The sequence below is a fragment of the Kribbella sp. NPDC055110 genome (assembly GCF_053607525.1).
The window spans coordinates 265,262-289,535 of record NZ_JBSGTS010000008.1; the positions used below are offsets into that span (position 1 = coordinate 265,262).

The 24,274-nt window shown below is 66.9% G+C and carries 31 protein-coding genes; 15 read left to right on the top strand and 16 right to left on the bottom strand.

Annotated elements, in window-relative coordinates; all coding sequences use genetic code 11:
• Nucleotides 1–120 precede the first annotated feature (120 nt).
• From ACWF0M_RS15735 to ACWF0M_RS15745, 3 genes are read left to right on the top strand one after another with little or no spacing between them, the layout of a single operon-like run.
• Nucleotides 121–315: a hypothetical protein gene (locus ACWF0M_RS15735; protein WP_452236358.1), complete on the top strand. Its 195-nt coding sequence runs from the start codon at nt 121–123 to the stop codon at nt 313–315.
• Between the two features lie 11 nt (nt 316–326).
• Nucleotides 327–845: a DUF6879 family protein gene (locus ACWF0M_RS15740; RefSeq protein ID WP_452236359.1), complete on the top strand. Its 519-nt coding sequence runs from the start codon at nt 327–329 to the stop codon at nt 843–845.
• Nucleotides 826–1,683 (top strand): helix-turn-helix domain-containing protein, encoded by an 858-nt coding sequence (locus ACWF0M_RS15745; protein ID WP_452236360.1) that lies wholly within the window; start codon nt 826–828, stop codon nt 1,681–1,683. The genes ACWF0M_RS15740 and ACWF0M_RS15745 overlap by 20 nt, the downstream gene beginning before the upstream one ends.
• 671 nt (nt 1,684–2,354) lie before the next feature.
• On the opposite strand, the gene ACWF0M_RS15750 is transcribed toward ACWF0M_RS15745, so the two are convergent.
• The 4 genes from ACWF0M_RS15750 to ACWF0M_RS15765 all read right to left on the bottom strand — a co-directional run bounded on the left by ACWF0M_RS15750 (nt 2,355) and on the right by ACWF0M_RS15765 (nt 5,314).
• Nucleotides 2,355–2,591, bottom strand: coding sequence for a hypothetical protein (locus ACWF0M_RS15750; RefSeq protein ID WP_452236361.1), 237 nt, complete (start codon nt 2,589–2,591; stop codon nt 2,355–2,357).
• A gap of 343 nt (nt 2,592–2,934) precedes the next feature.
• Nucleotides 2,935–3,321, bottom strand: coding sequence for a hypothetical protein (locus ACWF0M_RS15755; protein ID WP_452236362.1), 387 nt, complete (start codon nt 3,319–3,321; stop codon nt 2,935–2,937).
• A 576-nt stretch (nt 3,322–3,897) separates the two neighbouring features.
• The gene (locus ACWF0M_RS15760; RefSeq protein WP_452236363.1) at nt 3,898–4,413 is read right to left on the bottom strand and encodes a hypothetical protein; all 516 of its coding nucleotides are present in this window, start codon (nt 4,411–4,413) and stop codon (nt 3,898–3,900) included.
• Between the two features lie 424 nt (nt 4,414–4,837).
• A complete protein-coding gene (locus ACWF0M_RS15765) occupies nt 4,838–5,314 on the bottom strand; it encodes a hypothetical protein (protein ID WP_452236364.1) in 477 nt (158 codons plus the stop codon).
• A gap of 425 nt (nt 5,315–5,739) precedes the next feature.
• Here ACWF0M_RS15765 and ACWF0M_RS15770 point away from each other — a divergent pair, with 425 nt between their 5' ends.
• Entirely contained in the window at nt 5,740–6,363 is a 624-nt protein-coding gene (locus tag ACWF0M_RS15770; protein WP_452236365.1) for a GNAT family N-acetyltransferase, read from the top strand.
• A gap of 1,080 nt (nt 6,364–7,443) precedes the next feature.
• Nucleotides 7,444–7,851 carry a hypothetical protein gene (locus ACWF0M_RS15775; RefSeq protein ID WP_452236366.1) on the top strand — a complete coding sequence of 136 codons (408 nt, stop codon included), beginning with the start codon at nt 7,444–7,446 and terminating at the stop codon, nt 7,849–7,851.
• Between the two features lie 156 nt (nt 7,852–8,007).
• Here ACWF0M_RS15775 and ACWF0M_RS15780 read toward each other — a convergent pair whose 3' ends face one another.
• Together ACWF0M_RS15780 and ACWF0M_RS15785 are read right to left on the bottom strand one after the other, a co-directional pair.
• Entirely contained in the window at nt 8,008–8,319 is a 312-nt protein-coding gene (locus ACWF0M_RS15780) for an Imm32 family immunity protein (protein ID WP_452236367.1), read from the bottom strand.
• A gap of 86 nt (nt 8,320–8,405) precedes the next feature.
• Entirely contained in the window at nt 8,406–8,765 is a 360-nt protein-coding gene (locus tag ACWF0M_RS15785; RefSeq protein ID WP_452236368.1) for a hypothetical protein, read from the bottom strand.
• Between the two features lie 262 nt (nt 8,766–9,027).
• On the opposite strand from ACWF0M_RS15785, the gene ACWF0M_RS15790 reads away from it, so the two are divergent.
• Nucleotides 9,028–9,585: a dihydrofolate reductase family protein gene (locus ACWF0M_RS15790; RefSeq protein ID WP_452236369.1), complete on the top strand. Its 558-nt coding sequence runs from the start codon at nt 9,028–9,030 to the stop codon at nt 9,583–9,585.
• Nucleotides 9,586–9,710: 125 nt separating this feature from the next.
• Here the strand turns inward: ACWF0M_RS15790 and ACWF0M_RS15795 are convergent, their stop codons facing one another.
• A complete protein-coding gene (locus ACWF0M_RS15795) occupies nt 9,711–10,925 on the bottom strand; it encodes an RNA polymerase sigma factor (protein ID WP_452236370.1) in 1,215 nt (404 codons plus the stop codon).
• Nucleotides 10,925–11,341: a YciI family protein gene (locus tag ACWF0M_RS15800; RefSeq protein WP_452236371.1), complete on the bottom strand. Its 417-nt coding sequence runs from the start codon at nt 11,339–11,341 to the stop codon at nt 10,925–10,927. Before ACWF0M_RS15800 ends, ACWF0M_RS15795 begins: the two co-directional genes overlap by 1 nt.
• 343 nt (nt 11,342–11,684) lie before the next feature.
• Here ACWF0M_RS15800 and ACWF0M_RS15805 point away from each other — a divergent pair, with 343 nt between their 5' ends.
• On the top strand, nt 11,685–12,059 hold the full coding sequence (locus tag ACWF0M_RS15805) for a YciI family protein (protein WP_452236372.1): 375 nt from the start codon (nt 11,685–11,687) through the stop codon (nt 12,057–12,059).
• A 96-nt stretch (nt 12,060–12,155) separates the two neighbouring features.
• Entirely contained in the window at nt 12,156–12,659 is a 504-nt protein-coding gene (locus tag ACWF0M_RS15810) for a DinB family protein (RefSeq protein WP_452236373.1), read from the top strand.
• Nucleotides 12,660–12,662: 3 nt separating this feature from the next.
• Here the strand turns inward: ACWF0M_RS15810 and ACWF0M_RS15815 are convergent, their stop codons facing one another.
• Together ACWF0M_RS15815 and ACWF0M_RS15820 are read right to left on the bottom strand one after the other, a co-directional pair.
• Nucleotides 12,663–13,310 (bottom strand): alpha/beta hydrolase-fold protein, encoded by a 648-nt coding sequence (locus ACWF0M_RS15815; protein WP_452236374.1) that lies wholly within the window; start codon nt 13,308–13,310, stop codon nt 12,663–12,665.
• 5 nt (nt 13,311–13,315) lie between these two features.
• On the bottom strand, nt 13,316–13,810 hold the full coding sequence (locus tag ACWF0M_RS15820; RefSeq protein WP_452236375.1) for an NUDIX hydrolase: 495 nt from the start codon (nt 13,808–13,810) through the stop codon (nt 13,316–13,318).
• Between the two features lie 19 nt (nt 13,811–13,829).
• Between ACWF0M_RS15820 and ACWF0M_RS15825 the strand changes: the two genes are divergently transcribed.
• Entirely contained in the window at nt 13,830–14,168 is a 339-nt protein-coding gene (locus ACWF0M_RS15825) for a nucleoside triphosphate pyrophosphohydrolase family protein (RefSeq protein WP_452236376.1), read from the top strand.
• A 137-nt stretch (nt 14,169–14,305) separates the two neighbouring features.
• Here ACWF0M_RS15825 and ACWF0M_RS15830 read toward each other — a convergent pair whose 3' ends face one another.
• Nucleotides 14,306–14,842: a DinB family protein gene (locus ACWF0M_RS15830; protein ID WP_452236377.1), complete on the bottom strand. Its 537-nt coding sequence runs from the start codon at nt 14,840–14,842 to the stop codon at nt 14,306–14,308.
• A 39-nt stretch (nt 14,843–14,881) separates the two neighbouring features.
• The gene (locus ACWF0M_RS15835; RefSeq protein ID WP_452236378.1) at nt 14,882–15,358 is read right to left on the bottom strand and encodes an NUDIX hydrolase; all 477 of its coding nucleotides are present in this window, start codon (nt 15,356–15,358) and stop codon (nt 14,882–14,884) included.
• A gap of 179 nt (nt 15,359–15,537) precedes the next feature.
• Between ACWF0M_RS15835 and ACWF0M_RS15840 the strand changes: the two genes are divergently transcribed.
• The 4 genes from ACWF0M_RS15840 to ACWF0M_RS15855 all read left to right on the top strand — a co-directional run bounded on the left by ACWF0M_RS15840 (nt 15,538) and on the right by ACWF0M_RS15855 (nt 18,662).
• Nucleotides 15,538–16,188, top strand: a complete 651-nt coding sequence (locus ACWF0M_RS15840) for a cutinase family protein (RefSeq protein WP_452236379.1) — start codon at nt 15,538–15,540, stop codon at nt 16,186–16,188.
• Nucleotides 16,189–16,275: 87 nt separating this feature from the next.
• The gene (locus ACWF0M_RS15845) at nt 16,276–17,067 is read left to right on the top strand and encodes an LLM class flavin-dependent oxidoreductase (protein ID WP_452236380.1); all 792 of its coding nucleotides are present in this window, start codon (nt 16,276–16,278) and stop codon (nt 17,065–17,067) included.
• 68 nt (nt 17,068–17,135) lie between these two features.
• Nucleotides 17,136–17,747, top strand: coding sequence for an FMN-binding negative transcriptional regulator (locus tag ACWF0M_RS15850; protein ID WP_452236381.1), 612 nt, complete (start codon nt 17,136–17,138; stop codon nt 17,745–17,747).
• 261 nt (nt 17,748–18,008) lie between these two features.
• Nucleotides 18,009–18,662: a VanZ family protein gene (locus ACWF0M_RS15855; RefSeq protein ID WP_452236382.1), complete on the top strand. Its 654-nt coding sequence runs from the start codon at nt 18,009–18,011 to the stop codon at nt 18,660–18,662.
• Nucleotides 18,663–18,723: 61 nt separating this feature from the next.
• Here ACWF0M_RS15855 and ACWF0M_RS15860 read toward each other — a convergent pair whose 3' ends face one another.
• Nucleotides 18,724–19,335 (bottom strand): pentapeptide repeat-containing protein, encoded by a 612-nt coding sequence (locus tag ACWF0M_RS15860; protein ID WP_452236383.1) that lies wholly within the window; start codon nt 19,333–19,335, stop codon nt 18,724–18,726.
• A 92-nt stretch (nt 19,336–19,427) separates the two neighbouring features.
• Between ACWF0M_RS15860 and ACWF0M_RS15865 the strand changes: the two genes are divergently transcribed.
• Both ACWF0M_RS15865 and ACWF0M_RS15870 read left to right on the top strand, forming a co-directional pair.
• Entirely contained in the window at nt 19,428–20,339 is a 912-nt protein-coding gene (locus ACWF0M_RS15865; protein ID WP_452236384.1) for an NAD-dependent epimerase/dehydratase family protein, read from the top strand.
• Nucleotides 20,317–21,072, top strand: a complete 756-nt coding sequence (locus tag ACWF0M_RS15870) for a protein phosphatase 2C domain-containing protein (protein ID WP_452236385.1) — start codon at nt 20,317–20,319, stop codon at nt 21,070–21,072. The genes ACWF0M_RS15865 and ACWF0M_RS15870 overlap by 23 nt, the downstream gene beginning before the upstream one ends.
• Here ACWF0M_RS15870 and ACWF0M_RS15875 read toward each other — a convergent pair.
• The 3 genes from ACWF0M_RS15875 to ACWF0M_RS15885 are packed head-to-tail and all read right to left on the bottom strand — an operon-like array spanning nt 21,060 to nt 24,191.
• Entirely contained in the window at nt 21,060–22,010 is a 951-nt protein-coding gene (locus ACWF0M_RS15875) for a DUF4328 domain-containing protein (protein ID WP_452236386.1), read from the bottom strand. The genes ACWF0M_RS15870 and ACWF0M_RS15875 overlap by 13 nt on opposite strands.
• Nucleotides 22,011–22,041: 31 nt before the next feature.
• Nucleotides 22,042–23,574 carry a glycerol-3-phosphate dehydrogenase/oxidase gene (locus ACWF0M_RS15880; protein ID WP_452236387.1) on the bottom strand — a complete coding sequence of 511 codons (1,533 nt, stop codon included), beginning with the start codon at nt 23,572–23,574 and terminating at the stop codon, nt 22,042–22,044.
• The gene (locus ACWF0M_RS15885) at nt 23,571–24,191 is read right to left on the bottom strand and encodes a TetR/AcrR family transcriptional regulator (protein WP_452236420.1); all 621 of its coding nucleotides are present in this window, start codon (nt 24,189–24,191) and stop codon (nt 23,571–23,573) included. Before ACWF0M_RS15885 ends, ACWF0M_RS15880 begins: the two co-directional genes overlap by 4 nt.
• Between the last annotated feature and the right edge of the window lie 83 nt (nt 24,192–24,274).

Here is a 24,274-nt window from a genome sequence, read left to right on the forward strand (position 1 = left end):
CTCCATCCGGCACAGGACAGAAGTTGGCGCAACTTCACGCAACATCGCTGACAGGCAACAATGGGTAACCCCAGACTCGACAGGGCAAGCTATCGCAACGACGGAAGCAGGGGACCCATCATGAAACTCACGCTCGTAGCAGGCGACCCGGACTCGCGTCCGGACAACAGCCCGACCCTGTACAAGACCGACCGTGGAAGTTGGGTCGTGCAGGGATGGGTCGTTGACGACCCCGACGCACTCGCAGCGCTCAATGTCCCGGACGGTGAAACCGTCGTCGAGATCTCGGATCGCATGATCCAGTTCTTCAAGTAGGGCTCGGGTTAGTGGAAGAGATCAGCGAGGACGAGTTCAGGAAGCTGATCAGGTCGTTCAAGCGAACGTCGGTCCATCTTGAGACCCGCGACGCCTACGGTACGGAGACCGAGCTGCCGCATATGGCCAAGTGGGCGGCCGGCGAGCCCGACGACCTTTCGTGGCTTGAGGAGTACTGCGACTCGCTCCGGGCACATCGGGCAGGCGGCCGCTCCGTTCGCCGAGCCATGATCGTGTCGGAACCGCTCAGCGACTACCAGCGTTGGGCGTACAGCACCACGCAACCATTGGTCGACGCAGGTGAAGACCTTCGCTGGGTACCCCGGCGACGCGTGTCCGAGGTATGCATCCCGGGCAACGACTATTACCTGCTCGACGATGAGCGAGTGGTGTTCCTCCACTACGCGGGATCCGGGCTGAACAGCGCATTCACGACCACAACCGAGTCCGCGACGGTGGCGATGTGTCGAGATACCTTCGCGCGCGTGTGGTCCTTGGCGATTCCACACAGTGACTACAAACCCGAGTAGTTCAGCCAGAAAAGCGCAGGAGACCTTAGGGATACGCCTGCGGGACCTGCGCATGGATGCAGGGCTGACCGGTCGCGAGCTAGCAGCCGCGACCGGTTGGCATTTCACGCGCATCAGCAAACTGGAACACGGCGTACAGGCGCCGACCGATCAGGACATCCGCACCTGGTGCACCGCGTGCAACGCGTCGGAGCAGATTCCCGACCTGATCGCTCAAGCACGGGCCGTCAGCTCCATGTACGTCGAGTGGCGACGGCAAGCCCGCGCCGGCATGAAACAGATGATGCTCTCGACTGTGCCCCTCTACGAGCGCACCAAGCGGTTCCGCATCTACGAGTTGAACGTGATCCCTGGCCTGTTCCAGACCGCCGACTACACGCGTGCGATGCTCGCGGTCTGGATCGAGTTCCTGGACACTCACGACGACCTGGACGCAGCCGTTGCGGCGAAGATGGCACGCCAGTCCGTCGTCTACGACAGCACCAAGACGTTCGCCGTACTCCTGGAGGAAGCCTCCCTCCGAACGTGGTCCGGCGGCGCAGAGACGATGCTCGCGCAGCTCGATCGGCTCCTGTCGGTGATGACGCTACCGAACGTCTCTCTCGGTATCCTGCCGTCTCTCATCGAGCGCCAGGCCGTCGGTTCGGCGGGCTTCTGGATGTTCGACGACAAGCTCGTCGGTCTCGAAACCCCGACTGCCAAGATCGAGGTCACACAGCCTCAGGAGATTGCCCTCTACGCCCGCATGTTCGAGCAGATGACCCGCGTGGCTGTCTACGGTCGTGACGCCCGAGCGATGATCATCAACCTGCAAGCCGAGATCGATCGGCGCAACTGAGCGCAACTGTCTGGCTGAGCTGCGGATCGCGTCCCTACCGTTCAGGTATGACAGCGGGAACCGTTGATCCCCTCGGCGTTGAGCGGGGTGGAGACCTTAGTCAGCCGAAGCCCAACGGGCTCGGTTGGCCAACGCTGCGACCAGCCGAACGTTGCGACGGCGAGAACCCGATGACCGGCTGCGCCTGCATCAAGGGCCACCACAAGGGCTACCACCGCGACGCCCGCGGAGCCGAGTGGCTCGATGACTAACCGGTTCCGGCGTCTCTGGCGGACCGCCCCAATAGACGGCAGGGCGGGTGCGTTGACCCCCGCATCCGCGCTCGTCCTGCCCGCAAGCGGAGCAATCCTGGCCGCTGCCCGTAGCGCAGCTTCCAGCGTCTGTCTGCCGGATTGACCTCTTATAGATCAAGGCGCGCCTTCGGCGCGCGGCGCGGTCGTGCGCATGCGGCCTCCGGCCGTTCGCCGCCCGCGCCCGCTCTCGGTGTCTTTCTGAAGAGCCCAAGGCATTGCCTCCAGCGGGGGCCTCACGACTCCGGGATGACGGGTCCGAATCGGCCGGCGCTTTTGGTCGGAGTCGGGGTGCGTCTTCCCGCCTGCCGCTCAGCCCAGTCAGCTCCTGATCGCGCTACGCGTGGGCTGAATGGCAGACGGGAAGACACAAGGGCGGCGTCATGCAGTGGGTGTGTCGGAGTCATCGTCGTCGAAGACAACGGTGAATGCACCGCGATAGACAGCATCCCGACCAAGCTCGGTCTGGAAGGAGACAGTGATGATGTCGTCCATGCTGATGGGGTCATCTTCAGCCAAGAAGTCGCTCACATGCCTGAAAAGAGCAGTGAGCGACTGGTCAGCCGCATCCTCCGGCAGGCCGATCGAGAATGACTTGCATTCGAAGCCCCTAGTCATGAGCACATCGTGACATCAAGCGGGCACCTCAGCTCGCAGAGGAGCCGCCGATGGCGCAGACCTGACTTGTCAGCGGGAATCTGCTAACGGATTTGCTAACAAACGGTGTGGATCGATGTGGACGACCAGGTGTCGAGCTGGCCGGGATCACGCCCAGGGCAGGGCGGGTGGCTGCCTCGTGTGGACCGGTGCGGACGGGTCTGCGGCAACTTTGAACCTCTCGGAGTCGCTTGGCCCACAAGCGATTACGAGGAGTCATGCGGGTCAACTGGGGTCAACTGGCGGGCATCGACTTAGGCTCAGCGCCAGGCGGTGAGCGGTCGAGCGATCTTGCAAGCCGGCTCTACGCCTGGACCGGGCCATGTGGGTGAAGGCGTCTGTCCAGCCATCGAGGCCACTTCGGCCAGCGGTTCTCCCAGTCGAGTTTCCACGACCAATTGGCGAAGCCGACAGGGTCCAGCTCTATCCCTCGTTGCCCGATCAGCTCGCCGTGTTCGTGCAGGAGCTCCCGCAACTTGGCTAGGTCCGTCTCGCCAGTCAGCTCCAGGACGACGAGCTCATTCTCTGTCCTCATCCTGATCACCCGGCCTGTCTCTGTCATCGCGGCGGTGTACTCGCCGGCATCAACGTCTACCGCCTCCATCCAGTCTTCGGCGGTGTCGAGTGACGGAAACATGGTGAGATCCATGTCATCGAAGAGGAACACGACTCGCGGCTTGTCGTCGGCCATGTCCTCATCATCGCGCCGTGCCCTCCGCGTGCCCTAACGAGAACACGCCAACGGGCTCGACCGGTCATCAACGGGGTTGAACCGGTCGAGCTCGCGCTCAGGGATTCGACGCTCAGCCAGGCGGGAGCGGCGCAACCGCCTTTGCAAGGCAGGCGTTAGGGGTTCAAGTCCCCTCGTCTCCCCCATCTCGTTTCTGCAGGTCAGGGCCCTTCGGCCCGATGAACACCCGACCGTCCTCTTCCGGGTCGGCGTAGTCCGCTAGGTCTTCCTGCCCCATCCGGTGACGGGGCGAGCAGCGGGGACAGTCGGTCGCGGCATCAGACTGCAAGGTTCCACACCGACGACGCCGAACCCGGGACTTTCCGAGCGTAGCCTTGGACGGTGTAGACGAAGTCCTGATCGGCGGTCCGCCGATCAGGTATGTCTGGAACCCTGTTCGAACCGGACTTGGGAAGGCACTTCGAAACGTCGTTCAGAAGAACGTTCCTTGGGTATGCTTGCAGTGCTCGGGGCAGTAGCCCTGGAGAAGTGGACCCGGCAGCCTTCCGGACGGTTGGTGAGCCGGGTTTCGCACGTTCAGAGCTCGATCAGCTCGCAGTGCGGTGCGACGAGTTGCCGCCACTCACCGCCCTTGGCCCATGACCAGGCGATCGCGTCAGGTATCCACAGCAGCGGATCCAGATGGGGCGCGAGCAACTCATACTGCAATGTCGCCACACAGCCATGCGTACGGACCGCCCGATACAGCACCTGCTTATCGAATTCGAGCCGTGACTCGTGACGTTCGATCACCAGCCGTTCGGCGACCCCGGCGGCGTCTTCGACGATCGCATCAAGGCAGCGCTTGCGGCCGGCGTGGCTGTCCGACGGTGTCGCGTAGAGCTTCACGTCCAGGCCGAACCCCTCGATAACCGCCAGGATCTTGCGCTGCCGTGCAGCGGACTCCTTGAAGAAGTGCAGTCGTCTCTGGCGTGGAAGCAGCAAGCCCTTCATCGTGCGCCGATGCGCGTTGACGTCACCAGCCAGACAAGCGGCAGCCGCCAGTAGCAGACCACGAGACTTGTTCTCGTCGACGAACACGTGCGAGGACATGGGGAGGAGCACCTTAGAGCTACGCCCGGACACGCCGGGCGGCATGTTGGACCGCCGCCGACGGAGCACGGAACGGTGGGACTGTGCGGAATGAGAAACGACATGGACCAGGCCTCCAGATTGGAGCCCGGCCCATAGCCAGCAACTTGTCGCCATAGTTTGCGCCGTGCCCGCCGCCGGATTGACCTCTTAGAGATCAAGGCCGCGCCCGCTGGGCGCGCCGCCGGCGCGGGCCGCGCCCATGCGACCTGCCGGCCGAACCACGTCCCGCCCCGGCGGCGCAGCGGGCGCACTTCCATGAGTGCCTCCAGCGGGGGCCTCACGACTCCAGGCGGGAAGACACAGGGGCGGGGGTGCGCGAGCGAGGCTCCCGCTGGCCTGGGTTTGGCACTCATTAGGGGAACTGGGCAGGTCTAGTTCGTGGTCAGTAGATCGACGCCAGCGGGATGTACGGCAGATCAACATCAACCACAACTGACCAGCGGTGTCCTTGAGAGTCCCCGCAGTCGACGACCAAGCGAGCCTCCGTGTCCCGCTCATCGTCGAGCTGGACCCGCCAAGTCAGGTCGTGGCCGGGGCGCAGCGGGCCGTCGTCGACGGCGAGGATTGGGTACGACGCATTCGGATCGACACCTCGTTGACTGCCGGTGAAGGACACGCCCTTGCCTGCCACGATCGCGACATGCACGGTGGCCAGCTCCTTGAGCGTTTCGAGCTGGAGATGGACTCTGTACCACCCTGTGTCTCCGCCGGACATCTCCTTGATTTCAGCCGTGAGTTTCGGCGTGAGTTCGTCAGCGCGCCGGTCCTTGTCGCGGCGGTCGACACGCCAGGTGAAGTAGACCGAGCCGAGCGAGACCACGAGGGCGACGAGCGAGATCGCCAGCGTCCAACCATCCATGCTGTGAAGGGACGCCACGGGCGAGCGATTGGCCTGCGATTAGGAGGGTCAGCCGGGGTCAAGTGGGGGCGCTCGGCGGCCACAGGTTGTGCGGTCGGGGCCAGGCGGTAGACGGAGTGGCGGCCGGTCTTCCAAACTGGCAATGCTGCTAACAGACCTGCTAACAACACGATGGATCGGCGTTGACGTCTGTGGACTCAGCCGCCGATCGCGTCGCGTGAGTGCCTGGTCTCCGGACACCCTGTAGACGCCTGTCGCTGCACTCGTAATGAGAAGGTCGTCAGTTCAGCTCGACATGTGGTCGGCTGGCTGCTCTGTCCTCGTCGTCGACGCGGACCCGAGGTTGGCGGCGGTGAGCCCCAGAGGAGGCTCGGCGTAAACTCCGGGGTCGACGTGCAGGCGTCAAACCGGAGCGAACGGAGCCGATGGACGTGCGTGAAGCGGATGCCGACATTCCGGTCGTGTCGCTCTCGGATGGCGTGGTCACTCTCCGACCTTGGTCGAGAGATGACGCCAGGTTCATGGCGGAAGCATTCGCCGATCCAGCGATCCGACGCTACAACGGGGCCCACGACCGACTCGGACGACCGGCTCCGCCGCTATCGATCGAGGACGCTGAAGCGATCATCGACGAGTTCGCGTCGAGCTGGCGGGCGTTCGGCGCGGCGGAGCCACCATCTGGTGTTGCATTCGCGATCACGGACGCAGCCTCTGGTGGCCTGGTCGGCTGCTGCGGCGTCGATGACTGGTCGAAGGGAGACGTAGCGCAGTTCGGCTACTGGATCGGGCCGAGCGCGCGAGGGCGCGGGTATGCGACTCGGGCGGTGGTTCTGCTCACACGGTGGTTGTTCGAGCTCGGCGCAGCTCGCGCCTTCCTGACGGTCGAGGCGGACAATGACGCGTCAGCTGCGGTGGCCCGCCGAGCGGGGTTCGTGCACGAGGGAACGATGCGCGCACACAGCGTGTGGCAGGGCGAGCGCATCGACGTGATGTGGTTCGCAGCGCTGCCGCACGAATGGACGATGCGCGAGCCGGCCGAACCGACGTGATGTGCGACGCGATCGTAGCCGGTCTTGTCGAGTCCTTCGGCGAGGGCAACGAGTCGGTGATGTACGCCATGGCCCGAAGGCAATACCTGACCCCAGCCTGACCCCAACGACCTGCACCGGCGAGCGACGACGAGCACCTGGTCGACGACCTCCGGAGCGCAGACGAGAGGGTCGCGATCAGAGTGCCTGCCTTTACGGATCAGAAGGTCGTGCCCTCCGCGTGCCCTAGCGAGAACATGCCAGCGGGCTCGACCGGTCACCAACGGGGTTGAACCGGGCGAGCTCACGCTCACGAGTCCGACGCTCAGCCAGGCGGGAGCGGCGCAATCGCCTTTGCAAGGCAGGGGTTAGGGTTTCAAGTCCCCTCGTCTCCACCACAGTCGGTTGCTCCTGAGCAACCGACTGTCGCACGTACTGCGGTCCACCCCACCGCGGTGCTCCTAGCGGACTGCGGTCGACCCAGCGCGGTGATACGGGCGGCTCCTCCGTCGCCGTCCTACGCGCCGCACCCACCCCACGCTTAGCGCGGGCCGACCGCCACGCACCGTGCAATCCTGCACCGGTCGAAGCATCCCCTTAAGCCCGATTTGTCCCGCGCCGTGAAGCCCCGGATCGGCGGCTGCACGGGGGTGGCTCAGGCAGCGTGAACCAACCCGGCCGAGAAGGCCACCGAGGACTGACAGTTCAGGTTCCGAATCTTGACTCACCGTCTGTCTTGGGGCCACGACCGCGGACGCTGGGCGACATAACCGATCCCCAGAGCTCGCCTGTCGGTGTGGCACTCGGACGAGGTAAGACGGAGCACGACGGTGCTCGCGATATGTCTCGCAAGGACGGGCATTGGGGTCACGCCGAGGAAGCCAAGGAATGGGCGTCGCGGGCTCGTCGACACGACGGCAAGCACGAAGTCGACCAGGCTCGTCGCGACATGAACGAGACGCCTGATCCCCGACCGACCAGCTTTGGCTGCTGTCGCAGCTCGCCGGCCGAACCGGCGTCGTGACATGCGCCGCGCTGGCCTGGATGTGGCAGCTATCAAGGCAGGTGGCGTCAGTGCGGTGGTCGCCCCATGATGGATCTATGGGGCACAAGCGGAGGACAGGCCAGGGTCAGGCTGTTGCTGACGTGGTCGAGGAGATCCGCGCGACGGCAGACCCCGTCGGAGAGCCGATGGATATCCGGTCGCCGATCAGGGACCACCAGTTGATCGACGAGAGCGGCACACTCTGGCGGATGCGAGGCGGCGAGTTGCGGTGGAGCCGCATCGAGCACCTGATCCGCGACCCCTCTGTGCCTGTGCTGCACGCCTACCTCGACCAGGTCAACGAGGTACCGACCGCAGAGCGAGACAACCTTTTGGCGATGATCCGGTCCTACTGGAAGCATCCGGGCGACGGACCCGCGCGCGGCGATCACGCCGACTTCCTGGCCGCCGAGTTCAAAGCCGACGACCACCGGTCAATGCTCGTCGTCGAGGAATTCTGCTAGGTAGCGCCACCGCCAATCGCTCGGGTCAAGCTGCCAGACGACGGCGCACCTTCCAGAGCATGATCAATCCGTCTACGAGGTCCAACTCGACGTTGTACAGGGCGCCATCAAGTCCATCGAACTCACACGATGCATGCCTGCCGTCGTACTTCATGTCTAGGTTTGGCAGCTCAAGCGAGGTGACGGGACAGGTGTGGCGTCGATGCCCTCGTCGCGTGCGATCACGAGGGGTACTGACTCCGAGCTGAGCGGCACGTATCCCGGGTCGAGGTGGATGTGCCTTCCGTCCGCTACTAATGGATCGGACAGCGACAGACACCAGCGCGCGAGATCGCGAAGGCCGGCTGGGTCGCCGATCAACTGAACAGCACCGTCGACCAGTTCGACGCGGACCGTCCCACCTTCCACCGGCGCGATGACTCCGACATCGCCGCGATAGCGCGGGACCGACAGCGAGATCTCATCCACGGCGACAGTATCCCGCGGCCCGGCCTGCCCTCCACATGCTCCAGCGAGGCAGGCCAGCAGGCCTGATCTATGACACAGCCGCGGACTTAGGTGGTGGCATCCCATTCGACGTAGTCGGGGGTTGGGTCGGTTGTTAAGCGGATGGCGTTGATGGTGGTCATGCCGTTGAGCCAGGCTTTTGAGATTCTGTGGCCGCCGTCCATCAGCCGGCCGTCTGCGGACAGGATGACTGGGTAGCTGAGGTCGGCTTTCTGGATGCGGTCGGCGTGGCGGGCGACCATGCGGCAGGTGACCGGTGCGCCTCCGAACCAGCAGTCCTCGTCGAACTCTCGGATGGCGTCGATCGGTACGGATTCGACAGGCAGACCTTCGGACAACTTCCAGAGGCGTTCGGTCAGGAAGAAGGCGCGGCCGCCGGGCACGGGGCGTGAGTGCTTTTCAGGCATCGTGCGATTATCACCGGTTGATCCGCCGGCAGCCTGCCATTTACCTGGCCTCGGTCTCGCCTAGCATCCGGGGCATGCCGGGTTCTTCGCGGTACGTCGGTGCGGTTGATTCGGGGGGTACCGGGGCCGCGGTAAGTCACCTGGCTGAGAAGACCGCAATCGGCGTACAGCTACTGGCACCTGGCCGCGGTGTCGAATTGTGCGGGGCTTGATCGACGCAGGAGTGAGCAGCAGTCATTCGACATCTTTCAAGGAGTGCATCGTGTCGCAAGAGAACCAGCGCAAGGTTGTCGGGGGATATTTCGTGTCCCTGGACGGGGTGGCTGAGGCCGCTGATCAGTTCCTCACCGGTTGGGACGATGTGGTGGATGCCAGGGGCGCCGAGCTCATCGCGAACCAGGACACCATCGTTCTCGGCCGGCGCACGTACGACGAGTGGCTGGATTTCTGGCCGGGCAGCGACGTCGAGCCGTTCGCGTCCTTCATCAACTCCACTCCGAAGTACATCGCAACGTCGACACCGCTCAAGGGCGACTGGGCCAATTCGAGCGTGATCGATGGTGACCTGGTCGAATTCGTGAAGGACCTGAAGACTCAGCCAGGCGGTGACATCGGCATTCACGGCAGCATCTCGGTCACCCAGGCCCTGCTGGCCGCCGGCCTCGTCGACGAACTCCAACTCGTCATCGTCCCGACCATCGCGCCGGCCTCAGGCCAGCGGAAGCTCCTCGACAACCTGCCTCCCATCCAGCTCGAGACGATCAGCAACAACACCACCCCGAGCGGATACGTCCTGGTCTCCTACCGCGTGGTCCGCTGACCTGCCGCTGTCCACAGGCTTCCCCACAGCGGTGAACAACTAGGCCCTGTCTGGTAATCCATCGCCTACTGCGGGGCACTCGGCACGGCACCTCCTCGCTACGGCGCTGGATTACCAGACAGGGCCTAGTCCAGTGCGGCGGCTTTGCGGAGGAGGACTGAGCGTTCGGGCAGGTTGGTGCACAGGCGGGCTGCCAGCTCGAGCTCGGCGCGGGCCTCGGGGCGGCGGCCGAGGCGGGTGAGGAGTTCACCTCGTACGGTCGGAACCAGATGCGAACCGCGGAGGCGGTCCAACGCGATCAGCTCGTCGACGATGGCGAGGGCCTGGGCGGGGCCCGAGGCCATGGCTACTGCGACGGCTCGGTTGAGTTCGACCACAGGTGAGGGCGCGACGCGGCCGAGTGCTTCGTAGAGGACCACGATCCGGTCCCAGTCGGTCTCCTCGACCGAGGGTGCCGACGCGTGGGCGGCGGCGATCGCGGCCTGCAGACCGTAAGGCCCGAGACCGCGGGGAGATGCCTTGACCAGCGCGGCCAACCCACGGCGAATCGCCGACAAGTCCCACCGCCGCCGGTCCTGGTCCTCCAACAGGACCGGCGAACCGTCCGGGTCGGTCCGTGCCGGGAAGCGCGCGGCTGTCAGCTCGAACAACGCCAGCAGACCGTGCACCTCCGGCTCGTTCGGCTGCAGCGCGGCCAGCGTGCGGGCCAGCCGGATCGCCTCGTACGCGACGTCGGGACGAACCAGCCGCTCCCCCGACGTGGCCGTCGACCCCTCGGTGAAGATCACATAGAGAACGCTGAGTACGCCGCCCAGTCGCTCCCGCCGCTCGTCGGCCGCAGGTAGTTCGAACGGCACGCCGGCCGCGGCGATCGTCTTCTTACCCCGGGTGATGCGAGCCTGAACCGTCCGTACGGGCACGAGGAACGCGCGGGCGATCTCCTCGCTGGACAGACCGCCGACCACGCGCAGGGTCAGCGCCACCTGGGCCTCGCGGGACAGCACCGGGTGGCAGCTGATGAACATCAGCGCCAGGATGTCGTCGTCGATCCTGTCCGGGTCGATCTCTTCGTCGACAGCCGGGGCGGTCGCGAGCAACGCGTACCGATCCTTCAGTGCGGTACGGCGGCGGATCGCGTCGATCGCCCGCCGCCGGGCCGTGGCCATCAGCCAGCCGGCCGGACTGGCCGGAGCGGCGAGCGGCCACGACACGAGTGCCTTGGCCACCGCCTCCTGAGCCGCGTCCTCGGCCAACCCGAAATCGCCGGTGAACCGGGTCAGCGCGGCGACGATCCGCGCCGACTCGATCCGCCAGACGGCCTCGACGCCGGCCGCATCCATCAGTTCTGCTCGCTGCTCTCGCGGTAGGCGTCTTCCTTGACGAACTTCGCGCTGTCCTCCGGTACCTCGTCCTCGCCGGGCACCCGCCGGATCTCGATCTTGGACCCGGGGACCGCCGGGACCCGCTTGGCCCATTCGACCGCCTCCTGTTTCGAGGCGACATCGACCACGAAGTAGCCACCGAACAGTTCCTTGGTCTCGCCGTACGGCCCGTCCGTGACGATCGGTGCCTCCTCGGTGAACAGCACCACGACGCCCTGGGCCGGATCGTCCAGACCCTCGGCGGCGACGTACACCCCGGCCTTGTCCATCTCCTCGATGAACTGGCGGGTCGTGGTCATCATCTCGTCGATGTTGCCCATCATGGCCGCGTTCGTCTCGTCGGTGCCCCGCATGATCAGCATGTACTGCGCCATCACGTTCTCCTTGTCCCGCGGGGCCGCCTCTCGGCCCGCGCACCCCCAGGTCGAACGGGCGGCCCGCGGATCGACACGGCCCCGAAAAACTTCCCACCACCGCCCAGAAGCTTGCCGCCACCACCCCAACCGATCAAGCACATGCACCCGTATCGGGTCGTACCCTGCTGCCTGTGAGCTCCGGAAGGCTGAGGGTGAGCCCCGAAGGCGCTGACCGAGCGGGTCGTGCTCGTGGTTGAAGGGTTGGGGGAGATTGGTTGTGGGATGGTGTCGGATTGGGGTGGCGGTGTTCGTGGAGTTGGTGTGGCGGCCGTTCGGGGCGTCGCGCTGAGAGGAGACGACAGTGGCTGAGTATCTGATCACGTTCAACGACGAATGGGTGCCGGACCAGACGGAGGAGGACCTGCGCACCAAGAGCGCCGGCGCGCGGGCGGTGATCGCGGAGATGGAGGAGGCCGGGATCTTCCTCTTCAGCAACGGCGGGATCGACGCCTCCACCGCGATCTGCAGCGTCGAGGCGAAGGACGGGGAGCCGATCTTCAGCGACGGCCCGTACGTCGAGACCAAGGAGCATCTCGGTGGCTTCGCCGTCATCGAGGTACCGGACGACGAGACGGCGCGCTACTGGGCCGGCCGCCTCGCCGTCGTACTCAACTGGCCGCAGGAGATCCACCGCTTCCCCGGCCGCAAACGCCACCAGCCGACGGAAACGCCCTGACGCATGCGTGGGCGAGCCACCCCGCTCGCCCACCCCGCGCGGAGCCGTCAGGCAACTCGCTGGTCAGGTGGTCAGGCCGTAGGTAGGGTCGCAGGAATGTCGACCTGGACCGTGCCTGAGCGTGCTGTGCCGCCGAACGATCCGATCGACGAGCGGACCGCGCTCGAAGACCGCCTCGAGTTCCAGCGCACGACGTTGCTGCTGAAATGCGGCGGGTTGACGCCGGAACAGTTGGTGCTGCGGTCGGTGCCGCCGTCAACGATGTCGCTGCTCGGCCTCGTTCGGCATCTGTCCGGAGTCGAGGCCTGGTTCCATACGTACGACGGCCAACCGGATCACCTGTACTTCTGGGACTACGTGCCCGGATCGGCTCGCGGATTCGACGTCGACGTCACGCGGGCCGACGACGACCTGGCCAGCTATCAGGCGAGCGTCGCTCGGTCGCGTGCCGCCGTGGCGGGTCTTGGGCTCGATGAAGCCAGTCCTGGTGAGGACTACACGCTGCGGTGGATCTACCTGCACATGATCGAGGAGTACGCGCGCCACAACGGTCACGCGGATCTTCTCCGTGAGCGCATCGATGGGGCCACGGGCGAATAGGTTTCAGTTCTTGAAGGCCCAGGAGGCCATCAACGGGAACTCGGCTTGCCAGAAGGGGTCGCCGTGGTCGCCCTCGCGTTCGGTGAGGACTACGTCTGCGTCGGCGTCTCGGAGGGCGTCGGCCCAGCGGGCGGCGTTCTCCATGAACCAGGGCTCCTTCGTGCCGGCGACCAGATAGGCGCGTGGGAGCGGGCTCGGCAGGACCTGCGGCGGACGGTAGCCGCCGCCCGGTGACGCGGCGAAGACCGAGCCGTAGATGTCCGGGTGCCGAACGCCCATGGCCAGCGCGAGTTCTGCGCTCGCCGACACGCCACACACCGCGGTCCGCTCGGCCGGCAACGCGACCCCTAAGCGGGAGCGCACCCAGTCGCGGACGTCCTCGACGAAGAACTTCTCGTGCGCTGCGAATCGTTCCTCGTTGAACGACGGCGAGTACTCCTCGATCCGCACCATCTCGTCCGCGTCGTCCGTACGGTACGCACCGACCACCATCGTCGCCGGTACGTCGACCTGCTCGAGATCCCTGCCCCACCGTGTGATCAGTTGCCCGTCGCCCGCGAACACGATGGCCTCCGGTGGGTCCGCCGGCACGTAGACGGCCACCTGCCGCCCACCGTCGTACTCGAAGGTCTCGATGACGAGTTCTCCCATTGATCTCACCGTTCCGGTGGGCAAAGCGTCGCGAGCGCCGCATCGATCGGACACAGATCGGTCAGCGGCTCACCTGGATTCCACCAAACAGCCTCCGACATCTCGTCGTTGGCCGCGAACGTCCGGGGCGTGTCGACGTACCCACAGTAAATCGCCAGAAACTCCATCCGATCGTCCGGAGCGACCCGGATCGTCGCCACCCCAGCAAAGTCGAGCGAGTCCGCCCGCTGACCGCTCTCCTCGTCGAGCTCCCGTACGGCGGCCTCACGAGCCGACTCACCCGGGTCGATCATCCCGCCGGGCAGCTCCCAGGCTTGACGGAACCGGTTGAACACCATCAAGCACGTGTGACTCGACCAGAGCACGACGAGCGAGGCCGTCAGCGGCACGGAGGGATCCAGGTCGCTGAGTTCCTCTTCGCGGATGCGGTCGAAGGTGAGGAGTACCGAGCCGTCGGTGTTCTGGAGTGGGAGGTCGTACATGGGGTGCGAGTCTTGCATGGCTGGGAGACTGGCGGGCGTGAACGAACTCGACTTCAGCGCGTATCAGGAGGCGGCGGCGCGGACCGGGGCGCCGATCGCGACCGATCATCCGATCGTGTACCCGACCTTGGGGCTGGTGAACGAGGCGGGCGAGGTCGCCGGCAAGGTGAAGAAGGTCTTCCGGGATCGGCAGGGCGTGATCACCGACGCGGACCGGGAAGCGCTGACGCTCGAGCTCGGCGACGTGCTCTGGTACCTGTCCGAGCTGTGCACCAGGCTCGGGATCCGGCTCGAGGACGTTGCCGAGCACAACATCGCCAAGCTGGCCGATCGAGCGGCCCGCGGTGTCCTCGGAGGTGACGGCGACCTGCGTTGACTCAGGATCTGCGCGACGTACCCCGGACTGTTCAGCTCGCGACGTACTCCGACAAGCCGTCCAGCTTGTCGAGCAGCACTCCGCGACTGACCTGCAAAGCCCGCAACAGCTCGGCCTTCGGATCCACGAACCGGAGTCTATTCGCCGGTCGCGCCGTCGATGCACTCGCGAAGGAGGTCGGCGTGACCCACATGCCGCGCGTATTCCTCGATCACGTGCGTGAGGACGAACCGGACGTCGGTGTCGCCGTACTCCGGGTTGGCCTCGATCCGCGCGACATCTTCGGTGCCCTTGGCAAACAACTCCCGTGAGTCCTGACACGCGGCGAGATAGTCCGCGTACACGTCCTTCGCCGGCGTCGGATCCGACTCGTCGAACCACTCCTCGCCGTCGGCGGTGATCCGCATCCGGTACGGGAAGAACCGTGGCGACGTACCCGCGAGCTTGTGCTGCAGCCAGTACCGCTCGACGCCCTGCAGGTGGCGCATCAGGCTGAGCAGACTCAACTCGGACGCCGGCGCCGCGCGTAGTCGGAGTTGTGCATCCGAGAGGCCCTCGCATTTCCACAGGAATGTCGCGCGGTGGTAGTCGAGGTTCGACGCGATGACGTCCTGCCAGGAGCCGGCGAGCACGCGCGCGGGCCGGACGATCTTCTCGATCACGATGTCGTTCATACCCCTCCGATGCCCGAGCCCCCGGCAGATCGACAGGCGCTAGTACTCGATCAGGCGGCCTGCTTCGACGGGCGGAACGTGACCGGTCGGCGGGCGCGACTCGGCCAAGGCGACGCCGACGTCGACCAGGGCGGCGCGACGGAGGGCCGGGACGTCGGTGATCGGGGTCCAGACGGACTCGGCGGTCTCGCCGTTGGGTTCGGGGCGGGTGGTGCCGGCGGTGATCCGTACGGCGTAGAAGATCCCGATGTTCTGATGGTCGTCGAGCCCGGGACGACGACGTACGGCGGCCGGGACGATGCGCGAGTCCACGCCCAGCAGACACTCGACGACCGACTCGTATCCCGTCTCCTCGGCGACCTCCCGCGTCACGGTGTCGAACGGATCCTCGCACGGCTCGACACCGCCACCCGGCAGAGTCCACCAACTCCCATCGCCGTACGGCGAGACGTACCGCGCCAGCAGCACCCGCCCACCCTCGACACACACCGCGTACGCCGCCACCCGTCGACTCATCCCCGGACCCTAACCCGCCCCGATGGTTGCGGTCAGGTGAGAAAACCTCAGTCGGTGGACGCATGCGGACAGGGGGTGGCCGGATCTGCTTGTGGTGTTCGTTGGGGGGCGGGCGCTGTTAGGTTCGACTCGGCGTGGTCGTTGGGTCACGTTGAGCAACCAGCTATCGGGAGAAATTGATGAAGAAACTTGCGGCACTGCTGGCCGGTCTGGTCGCGGCCGCCGGCGGCGTCTATGTCGTGGCGGCACCGGCGGCGAACGCGGACGACTGTGGCGGCACGTACACGATCGTGGTCGGCGGCACCGGCGACAACGACTCCAACGCGCCGTACTGGCAGGGGAACATCAGCCAGCGCGTCGGGTACCCGGCCCAGCCGATCGGCTACAACGCCCGGCAGGGTGTCAACGAGCTGAACCGGCTGGTCCGGGATCACCGCAACGCGTGCCCGGACCAGCACGTGAAGGCGGTCGGGTTCTCGCTCGGCGCCGCGGTGGTGCACACCTGGGTCACGGAGAACTGGGGGACGTTCGACAACGTCAACGCGGTGCTGATCGCCGATCCGAAGCGGGCCGCGGGTCCGGAGAACGCCGGAGTTGCCGGGCACCCGGCCGTCGCTCCGGTCATCGGTGCCCCGCTGGGCGGCGCCGACGCCTTCTTCGGCAACGTCCCGGTCCTCACCCTGTGCACCGACGACATCATCTGCAACCTCGACGCGAGGTCTGGAGTGCCCGGATACATCTGGGGTGCGCACGGCAACTACAACTTCAACGTCGACGCCTACTCCGACGACGCCCGCGGGCAGTGGTTCAACGGCGTGTTCATCCCCTAAGCAGCACAGCGGCTGCGGACATCAGCCAGATGTCCGCAGCCCGCCGTCGCGAGGAATGGTTCGGTGCGGTGGGAGGTTGGGCCGGGTATGACCGTCGAAATCGGAGTGATTCTGCCGACGTCGTCGCCGGATCCGGCGCAGGCGATTCTCGGGGATGTTCGGGAGAGTGCTCGGTACGCCGAGGAGGTCGGGCTGGACTCGGTGTGGTCGACGGATCATCTGATCGCGAGTGCGCCGATGCTGGACAGTTCCGTCGTACTGGCGACTGCGGCTGCGGTGACCGAGCGGATCACGGTCGGGTACAACGTGATGCTGCTGGCGTTGCGGCCGGTGGCGTGGGCGGCGAAGCAGATCAGCACGTTGCAGCTGGTGTCGAACAACCGGCTCGTGCTCGGTGTCGGGACCGGCAATCCCGCGCACGGTGACATCGGCTGGCGGGCGGCAGGTGTCGAGTTCACCGATCGCGGGCGGCTGACCGACGAGGCACTCGCCGTTCTCCCGGATCTCATCGCGGGCAAACCCACGACGCTCTCTCCGGATCTCGACGTGACGGTCGCGCCCGGGTCGCCGGTGCCGCCGATCTTCGTGGCCGGGAACGGTGTACGGGCGCATCGGCGAGCGGCGGCGTACGGCGATGGGTGGGCGACGATCGCGGCCTCGCCGGCGGAGGTACGGACGAACCTGGAACGGATCAACGAACTTGCCGACGGCAAGCAGTTGAGGGCGACCGTGGTCGCGCCGCAGCTCGACGGCGACCCGCTCGAACAACTTGCCGCGTACGAGGCCGCCGGCGTCGAGCGCATCATCCTCCCGCCGACCGGCAACTGGCACGACGACTACGACCGGGCCGCCGCCCTCCGAACAAGCCATCACAGCTGAAGTGGGCTGACGAAAGGCGCACGGATTGGACCTGTCGACGGTTCGCGGCGGTTGGAAGACTGGGGTTCATGTACGTTCCTGCGCATTTTGCCCCCGATGACGACGCCGTTCTGGAGTTGCTCGCCAGTCACGGGGCCGCTGATCTGGTGACGATGACGCCGGACGGTTTGACGGCGACGATGTTGCCGTTCATCCACGACCGCGAGCGGAACGTGCTGCTCGGGCACCTGGCGCGGAACAACGGGCACTGGCGTCTCCCCGTGATCGGCGATGCGCTGGTGATCATGCACGGACCCGACGCATACGTCTCCCCGTCCTGGTACGCCTCGAAGCGCGACCACGGCCGCGTCGTCCCCACCTGGAACTACGTCACCGCGCACATCCACGGAACGATGACCGTGCACGACGACGCGACCTGGGTCGAGAACGTCGTACGGCGCTTGTCGGACCATCACGAGACCGGCCGGACGGAGCCGTGGTCGGTGGACGATGCGCCGCCGAAGTACGTCGCTGGGCAACTGCGGGCGATTGTGGGCGTGGAGATCGGGATCAAGCGGATCGAGGCCAAGTTCAAGCTCAGCCAGAATCGCCCGGCCGCGGATGTGGACGGCGTGATCGACGGTCTCCGAGCCGATGGCGACGACCGGTCCGCCGCCGCAGTCGCGCAGCACCGCAGCTGACTTGACCCCGGCCGAATGGATCCACGAGATCGTCATCTGACCTAGTCTCCGCGGTTCGCACGCACACGATCGTTGCCTTGAGCACCTTTCTTACGTGTCAGTTTGCGCACGGACTGTCACGGACTGTCACGGCAGGTTTACGGCTGCGTGCAGATGTCCGGACAGGGCTGGCGGCGGTGGGAGCCGTCGGCAGATTGTCGACTGAGGAACACGAAGTCCAGAGGAGTTCGAGTCAGGTCGACCACGGGAGGGTCCGGACACGTGCTCGAGACTTATCGCGGAATCCCACACCTGTTGGACACCTGGCTCGTCCTGACCGGCATGACCCTGCCGGTCGCCCTCTCTTCGCTGCGTCGTCCGGGCGACCTGGTTCCCCGGCTGGCCGCGTTCTGCCTGCCGGCCGCGTTCGCGCTGGTGATCGCGGCGACGCTCAGCCCGACGACGCATCGCCTCGGCCAGATCGGCGAGTGCGGCACGCACCTGACCACGACCGGTGGGCTGACGTCGCTGCAAGGTCTGCTCAACGTCGTGCTGTTCGTGCCGGCCGCGGGCATGCTCACGCTGGCCAGCGGCCGACCCGGCGACGGCATCGCGGCCGGGATCGGGATGTCGGCCGCGGTCGAGGCGGTGCAGGCGCTGCTGCCGCAACTCGGCAGGTCGTGCCAACTGCACGACCTGATCGCGAACTCGCTCGGCGCGTTCTGCGGGGTCGGCCTGGCCGCCGGCGTCCAGACGCTGACCCGGAGCCTGGTCGCGCGGCCGGGCTTCCTGGTGGTCAGCCCGGCGGTGGTCGAGCACGCCGCGATGCTCGTCGTACGGCGGCCTCGGCATCCGGCACGGCATCGGCGCGGAAACCTGGCCCCGGCCGGTCGCCCCGGGAGATATCACAGTACGAATACACAGTTATCCGGATAGTTATCCACAGGCTGTGGATGAGACCGTGGATGACCGCGTGATTACCTGGGGATATCCACAGTCACGGCCTGACGTCGAGGCCGAGCGCGGCGGCGACGACCATCGCCTGGGTGATGTCGATGCGGGCGTCCTTGAGGGTGACGGTCAGCGGATCGAGTGTCGACAGGTCGGAGCCGCGCAGGTCGGCGCCGGTGAAATCGGCCTTCTGCAGGGACGCGCCGGACAGGTCGAGGTCCCGGAGCACGGCCTTCTGGGCCCGCAGACCGGTCAGGTCCGCCTCGCGCAGCTTCACGCCGGTGAACTCGGCGCCCTTCAGATCCGCTCCGGGCAGCCCGGTGAAAGACCAGTCGCCGCCGGTCACCTTCATCAGGCTGTGGGCGCAGTCGTCGAACAGGCTGCCGACCAGCTTGCACCGGGTGAACGTCGTGTCGAACAGCGAGCACCGGACGAACGTGCAGTTCACGAACGCGGCGTCGGTGTGCGTCGACGCGTTGAACCGGACCCCACGGAACGTGCACTCCTCGAACACGCCGCCGCGGTTCTCCACCTCGGTCAGGTCGGAGTCCACGAACAGCACCCGGCGGTACGTCTGCCCGGACGGGTCCGCGTCGTCCCAGTCCCGGATCGTCGACTCGGTCCGCGCCGCCGGACGCCCGCCCACTCGATCAGCCATGCGCCTCACAGTGCCACGCCGTACGGACAGTTGTGATGCTGACGACGGAGAACGTACGGCGGACCGACAAGAAACGACCGCACGATGGAGGAGTGACCGGAACTGAGCGGGTGATGGTGTTCGGCGCGGGAGGTTTCCTCGGCGCCAGGATCTGCGCGCTGCTCGCCGATCGGGGGATCGAGTACCGGGGGCTGAGCCGGACCCGGAGCGAGCCGTACCGGCGCTGCGACCTGGCCGCGATGCACCCGTACGCGCTGGACACCCAGATCGGGATGTACAAGCCGACCGTGATCGTCAACGCGGTCGGCGCCACGCTCGGCGAGCCGGCCGACCTGGTCCGGGCGAACGTGATCGCCGTCGAGGCCCTGCTCGGCTCGGTTCGCGACCACGCCGGCCATGCCCGGTTCGTCCAGCTCGGCTCCGCGGCGGAGTACGGCGGGGGTCCGCACGGCACCAGCCTGTCCGAGGAGAGTGCGCCGCGGCCGCTCGGTCCGTACGGGATCACCAAGCTGGCCGGATCGGAGCTCGTTCTCCGGGCGCAACGGGCCGGTGCGGACGCCGTCGTACTGCGGATCTTCGACGTGATCGGGCCGGGGGCGCCGGACAGCACACTGACCGGGCGGGTGATCCGGGACCTGCGGTCGCGACAGCTGATCGAGGTCGGGTCGCTGGACGTGTGGCGCGACTTCGTCGACGTACGGGACGTGGCCGAGGCAGTGCTCGCGGTCGCACTCGCCGACGGGAAGCTGCCGCCGGTGCTGAACGTCGGGACCGGCCGGGCGACGCTCGCGCGGGATGTCGCCGGACAGTTGTTCGAGCTCAGTGGTCAGCCGGCGACGATCGTCGACGACACCGTGCAGGAGACTGCGCTCGGCGCGCCGTGGCAGCAGGCCGACACCACCCTGATCGGCAACGCGCTCGGCTGGTCCCCCAAACTCGCCCTCGAGCAGTCCCTCGCCGACAGTTGGGCACAATCGCCCTGTGGAGATCCGAGCTCTGAGTGAGGCTGCGCCCGATCGGCGACCGCCGTCCGTCAACGAGGATCTCGTCCTCACCGGGCCCGACTTCGCCGTCGTACTGGACGGGGCAACCGCTCCGGCGGGCGTCGATTCCGGCTGCCGGCACGACGTTCCGTGGCTGGTCATGCAGCTCACACGGCAGTTGGCCCCGCCGCTTCTCACCCGGTCGTCCGCGTCGCTGCCCGAACTGCTCGCGGAGGCGATCGCCGCGGTCCGCGCGAGCCACGCAGACACCTGCGACGTCAGCAATCCCGACAGTCCGTCGTCCACAGTCTCGATGGTTCGGCTCCATCCGGATCGCGCCGAGCATCTCGTGCTGGCTGACTCACCCGTCGTCATGCGCTCGCCGGACGGTCAGATCACCGTCCACAGCGACGACCGGCTCGAGCTTCTCCCGGAGCGGACCCTCGAGGCCGTACGCCGGTTGCGCAACCAGCCGGGTGGCTTCTGGGCAGCGAGCACCGAACCGCAAGCGGCGTACGAGGCAGTCGTCGGGACCACGGACCGCGCTGACGTCGACGTGATCGCGATCCTCTCCGACGGCGCCTCCCGCTTCACCGAACGCTACGGGCACTCGTGGGACGAGCTCCTCGACGTACTCACGACCGACGGGCCGCGACGGCTGATCGACCTCGTGCGCGAGCACGACGCCGCGTCGACCCAACCCGGCTGGAAGCGGTACGACGATGCGAGCGTCGTACTGCTTCAGGGGCCGTAGGTCGGGAAGCCCTGGCCCGGGTGCTGCTGCCGCGGGGCGTACTGCGGTGTCTGGGGCGGCGGCACGAAGTCCTGGACCGGTGGCGGCGGCGGAGCGAGCCGCGACAGCTGCCAGCCGCCGACCTGGAGCATCAGCAGTGACGCCGTGATCGCCGCGACGACCAGGAGAACCGTCGCGACCGTGAACCCGATGTCGACGGCCAGCGCGACCCGGACCATGAAGTCCTGCAGGTCGTAGATATCGACATACGGACCGTTGGGATCGCTTTCCGACACCTGGACGAGCCGGACGATCCAGACGATGAACCCGATCACCGCGACCGATCCGCCGCCGACAATGATCACCCAGAAACCGCTCCAGGCCACCCACCACGTGTAGAGCAAGCCGCGGATCCGGCCGGACCGCGCGACCCCTGGCCTGTCGGGCGGCTCGCTGGCGCGGGCGACGTCCTCGACGACCTGCAGCGGGTACCAGAACTGCACGATCGGGCAGATCCACGAGCCGACGACCCACCCGGGCGCCCGGCGGTGCGCGCCGTGGGTCTGGACGGTCGGCTGCGGGGCGAACGGCGAGTACAGGAAGTCGACGTTGTCGCGGGCGCGCCACAACCAGATCAGGAACGCGATCCCGGTCCCGATCAGCAGGTAGCTGACCAGGTTGAGCAGCGGGCCGGTGCCGGCGATCGACTCGATGCCGCTCTCGATCTCCTCGTCGGAGAGCAGCCCGTACACGAACCGTTTGACCTCGCCGTAGGACCGCCAGAGCAGCACGCACTGGATCACGGCACAGAGCACGGTCACCCCCATCAGCACGATGCTGACGATCGCGAGCGCTCGCAACGGCCGGTACTGCGGCACCACCGGCATCGGCTGGTACGGCATCGGCTGGTACGGTCCCGGTCCCTGATACGGCCCCGGCCCTTGGTACGGCTGCGTCACCTTCTACCTCCCCGCAGCCAAAGTTAACCCATCAAACGGCCGCGAAGGCTTCCCGTACGGCGGGCAGCGCCAGCGCCCGATCCGCCGCCGACAGCCCGATCCGGGTCCGTCGATCCAGTACGTCGTCCTCGGTCAGCGCCCCCTCGTGCCGGACCGCGAACTTCACCTCCGCGTACGTCGTCCGCAGCCCCGGCGCGATCGGATCCTGCAACTCGGGCGGGCCGGCGATCACCTGCGGCGCCTCCACGCCGTACCGCTGGACGAACCGCGCCGGCGCCCGGACCGCGGCCAGGTGCACGCGATCCGCCGCGCCCACGAGCGGGATCCGGTGCGTCTCACAGGAACGCCGTACCTCGAGCGACGACTGTGCGAGCGCCTTGTCGAGCGCGTCCTGCGCCATCCGGCGATAGGTCGTGAGCTTGCCGCCGACGATCGTCACCACGCCGTCCGGGCTGGTGATCACCGCGTGCCGCCGGGAGATGTCGGCGGTCTTGTCCTCGCCGTTGCGGTGGCCTGTGTCCAGGAGCGGCCGGAGCCCGGCGTACGTGCCGAGCAGGTCCGCGCGGGTCACCGGCTGCTGCACCGCGGCGCTGATCGTGTTCAGCAGGAAGTCGATCTCCGCGTCGGTCGCATGCGGTACGTCGCTCACCGGTCCCGGCGCATCCTCGTCGGTGAGGCCGACGTACACCCGGTCGTCGGGTGCTGGGATCGCCATCACCACACGCCGCAGCTCCCCCGGCACCGGCACGGTCAGTACGGCGGACAGCCCGCCGAAGACGGACTGCGGCAGCACCAGGTGGGTGCCGCGGCTCGGCCGGAGCTTGATGCCGGAGGCAACTTGATCCGCCCAGATCCCGGCCGCGTTGATCACCACCCGAGCATCCACCGACAACCGGTCGCCGGTCAGTTGGTCGACCAGGACCGCGCCGCGGCCGGTGACCTCGGTGGCGGCGACATGGGTCAGGATGCGAGCGCCGTACTGCGCTGCGGTCCGGGCGATCGCGACGACCAGGCGCGCGTCGTCGTACAACTGTCCGTCCCAGGTCAGGAAGCCGCCGCGCATCCCCTCGGGCTTGAGCGTCGGCGCGTAGCGCAGGATCTCGGCCGAGCTGACCCGGCGGGAGTGCGGCAGGTAGTCGTCGCTGGTCCGCGCGAACGTGCGCAGGACGTCGCCGCCGAGGAACGCCGACCGCAGCAGCGCGGCCTGCACGAACCTTGCCTGTGGCAGCCACGGCGCGATCTGCGGGATCGGATGCACCAGATGCGGCGCGGTGGTCTTCATCAGGATGCCACGCTCGACGGCGCTCTCGTACGCGATCCCGACGTGCCCGGACGCCAGGTAGCGCAGGCCGCCGTGCACGAGCTTGGAGCTCCACCGGCTGGTCCCGAACGCCAGATCGTGCTTCTCCACCAGGGCAACGGTCAGTCCACGCGCGGCCGCATCCAGCGCGACGCCGGCGCCGGTGACTCCGCCGCCGATGACGAGCACGTCGACCGCCCTCAGCTCATTGAGCTCTCGGGTACGCCGTGCCGCATTGAGACTCGCGTTGCCCACGCTGATCATGGCGTGAGGTACCTGGTGAGCATCACCCGCAGCTCCTCGTCCAGCTTCGGGTACTCGTCCTTCTCCGCCATCACCGGACCCGACACCGCCGACGCCAGCGAGACCAGGATGATCTGCCGCGCGAGCCAGACCGGGTCGCCGTCGCGGATCGAGCCGTCGGCCTGCCCCTGGCGAAGGCCCTCCTCGACGAGCGCGAGGTGAGCGACCGTGCTGCTGCCGCGGCGCTCCAGCAGGTACGGCGTGAGGAACTCGGGGTCGAGCTCGATGATCTTCCGCATCAACGGGTGCACCCGGGTCTTCGCGACCACCTCGACGACACCCTCGACCAGGCGCGCCCGGCCGTCGGCGGCATCCGGATGGAACGCGGACACCAGCGCGATCGTCCACTCCCGGGTCATCAACGCGGCGACCACGGCCTGCACGTTCGGCCAGCGCCGGTACAGAGTCGCGCGGGAGACCTCCGCGTGCCGGGCGATATCGGCCATCGTCATCCGGCGCATCCCGATCGCGAGCAACAGCTCGTAGGCCGCGTCCAGGATCCGCTCCTCGCCGATCGCGTTCGCCGGCGCGGGACGCGGGCTGGTTTCCTGCTCCGATTCGCTGCTACGCTGAGACATCACGAGTCAAAGTGTATCAGCGACTCGGTGATCCCGGAACTGTCCAGGGGAGGTGGGAGCCAGGGGGTTCCACCTCCCCTGGA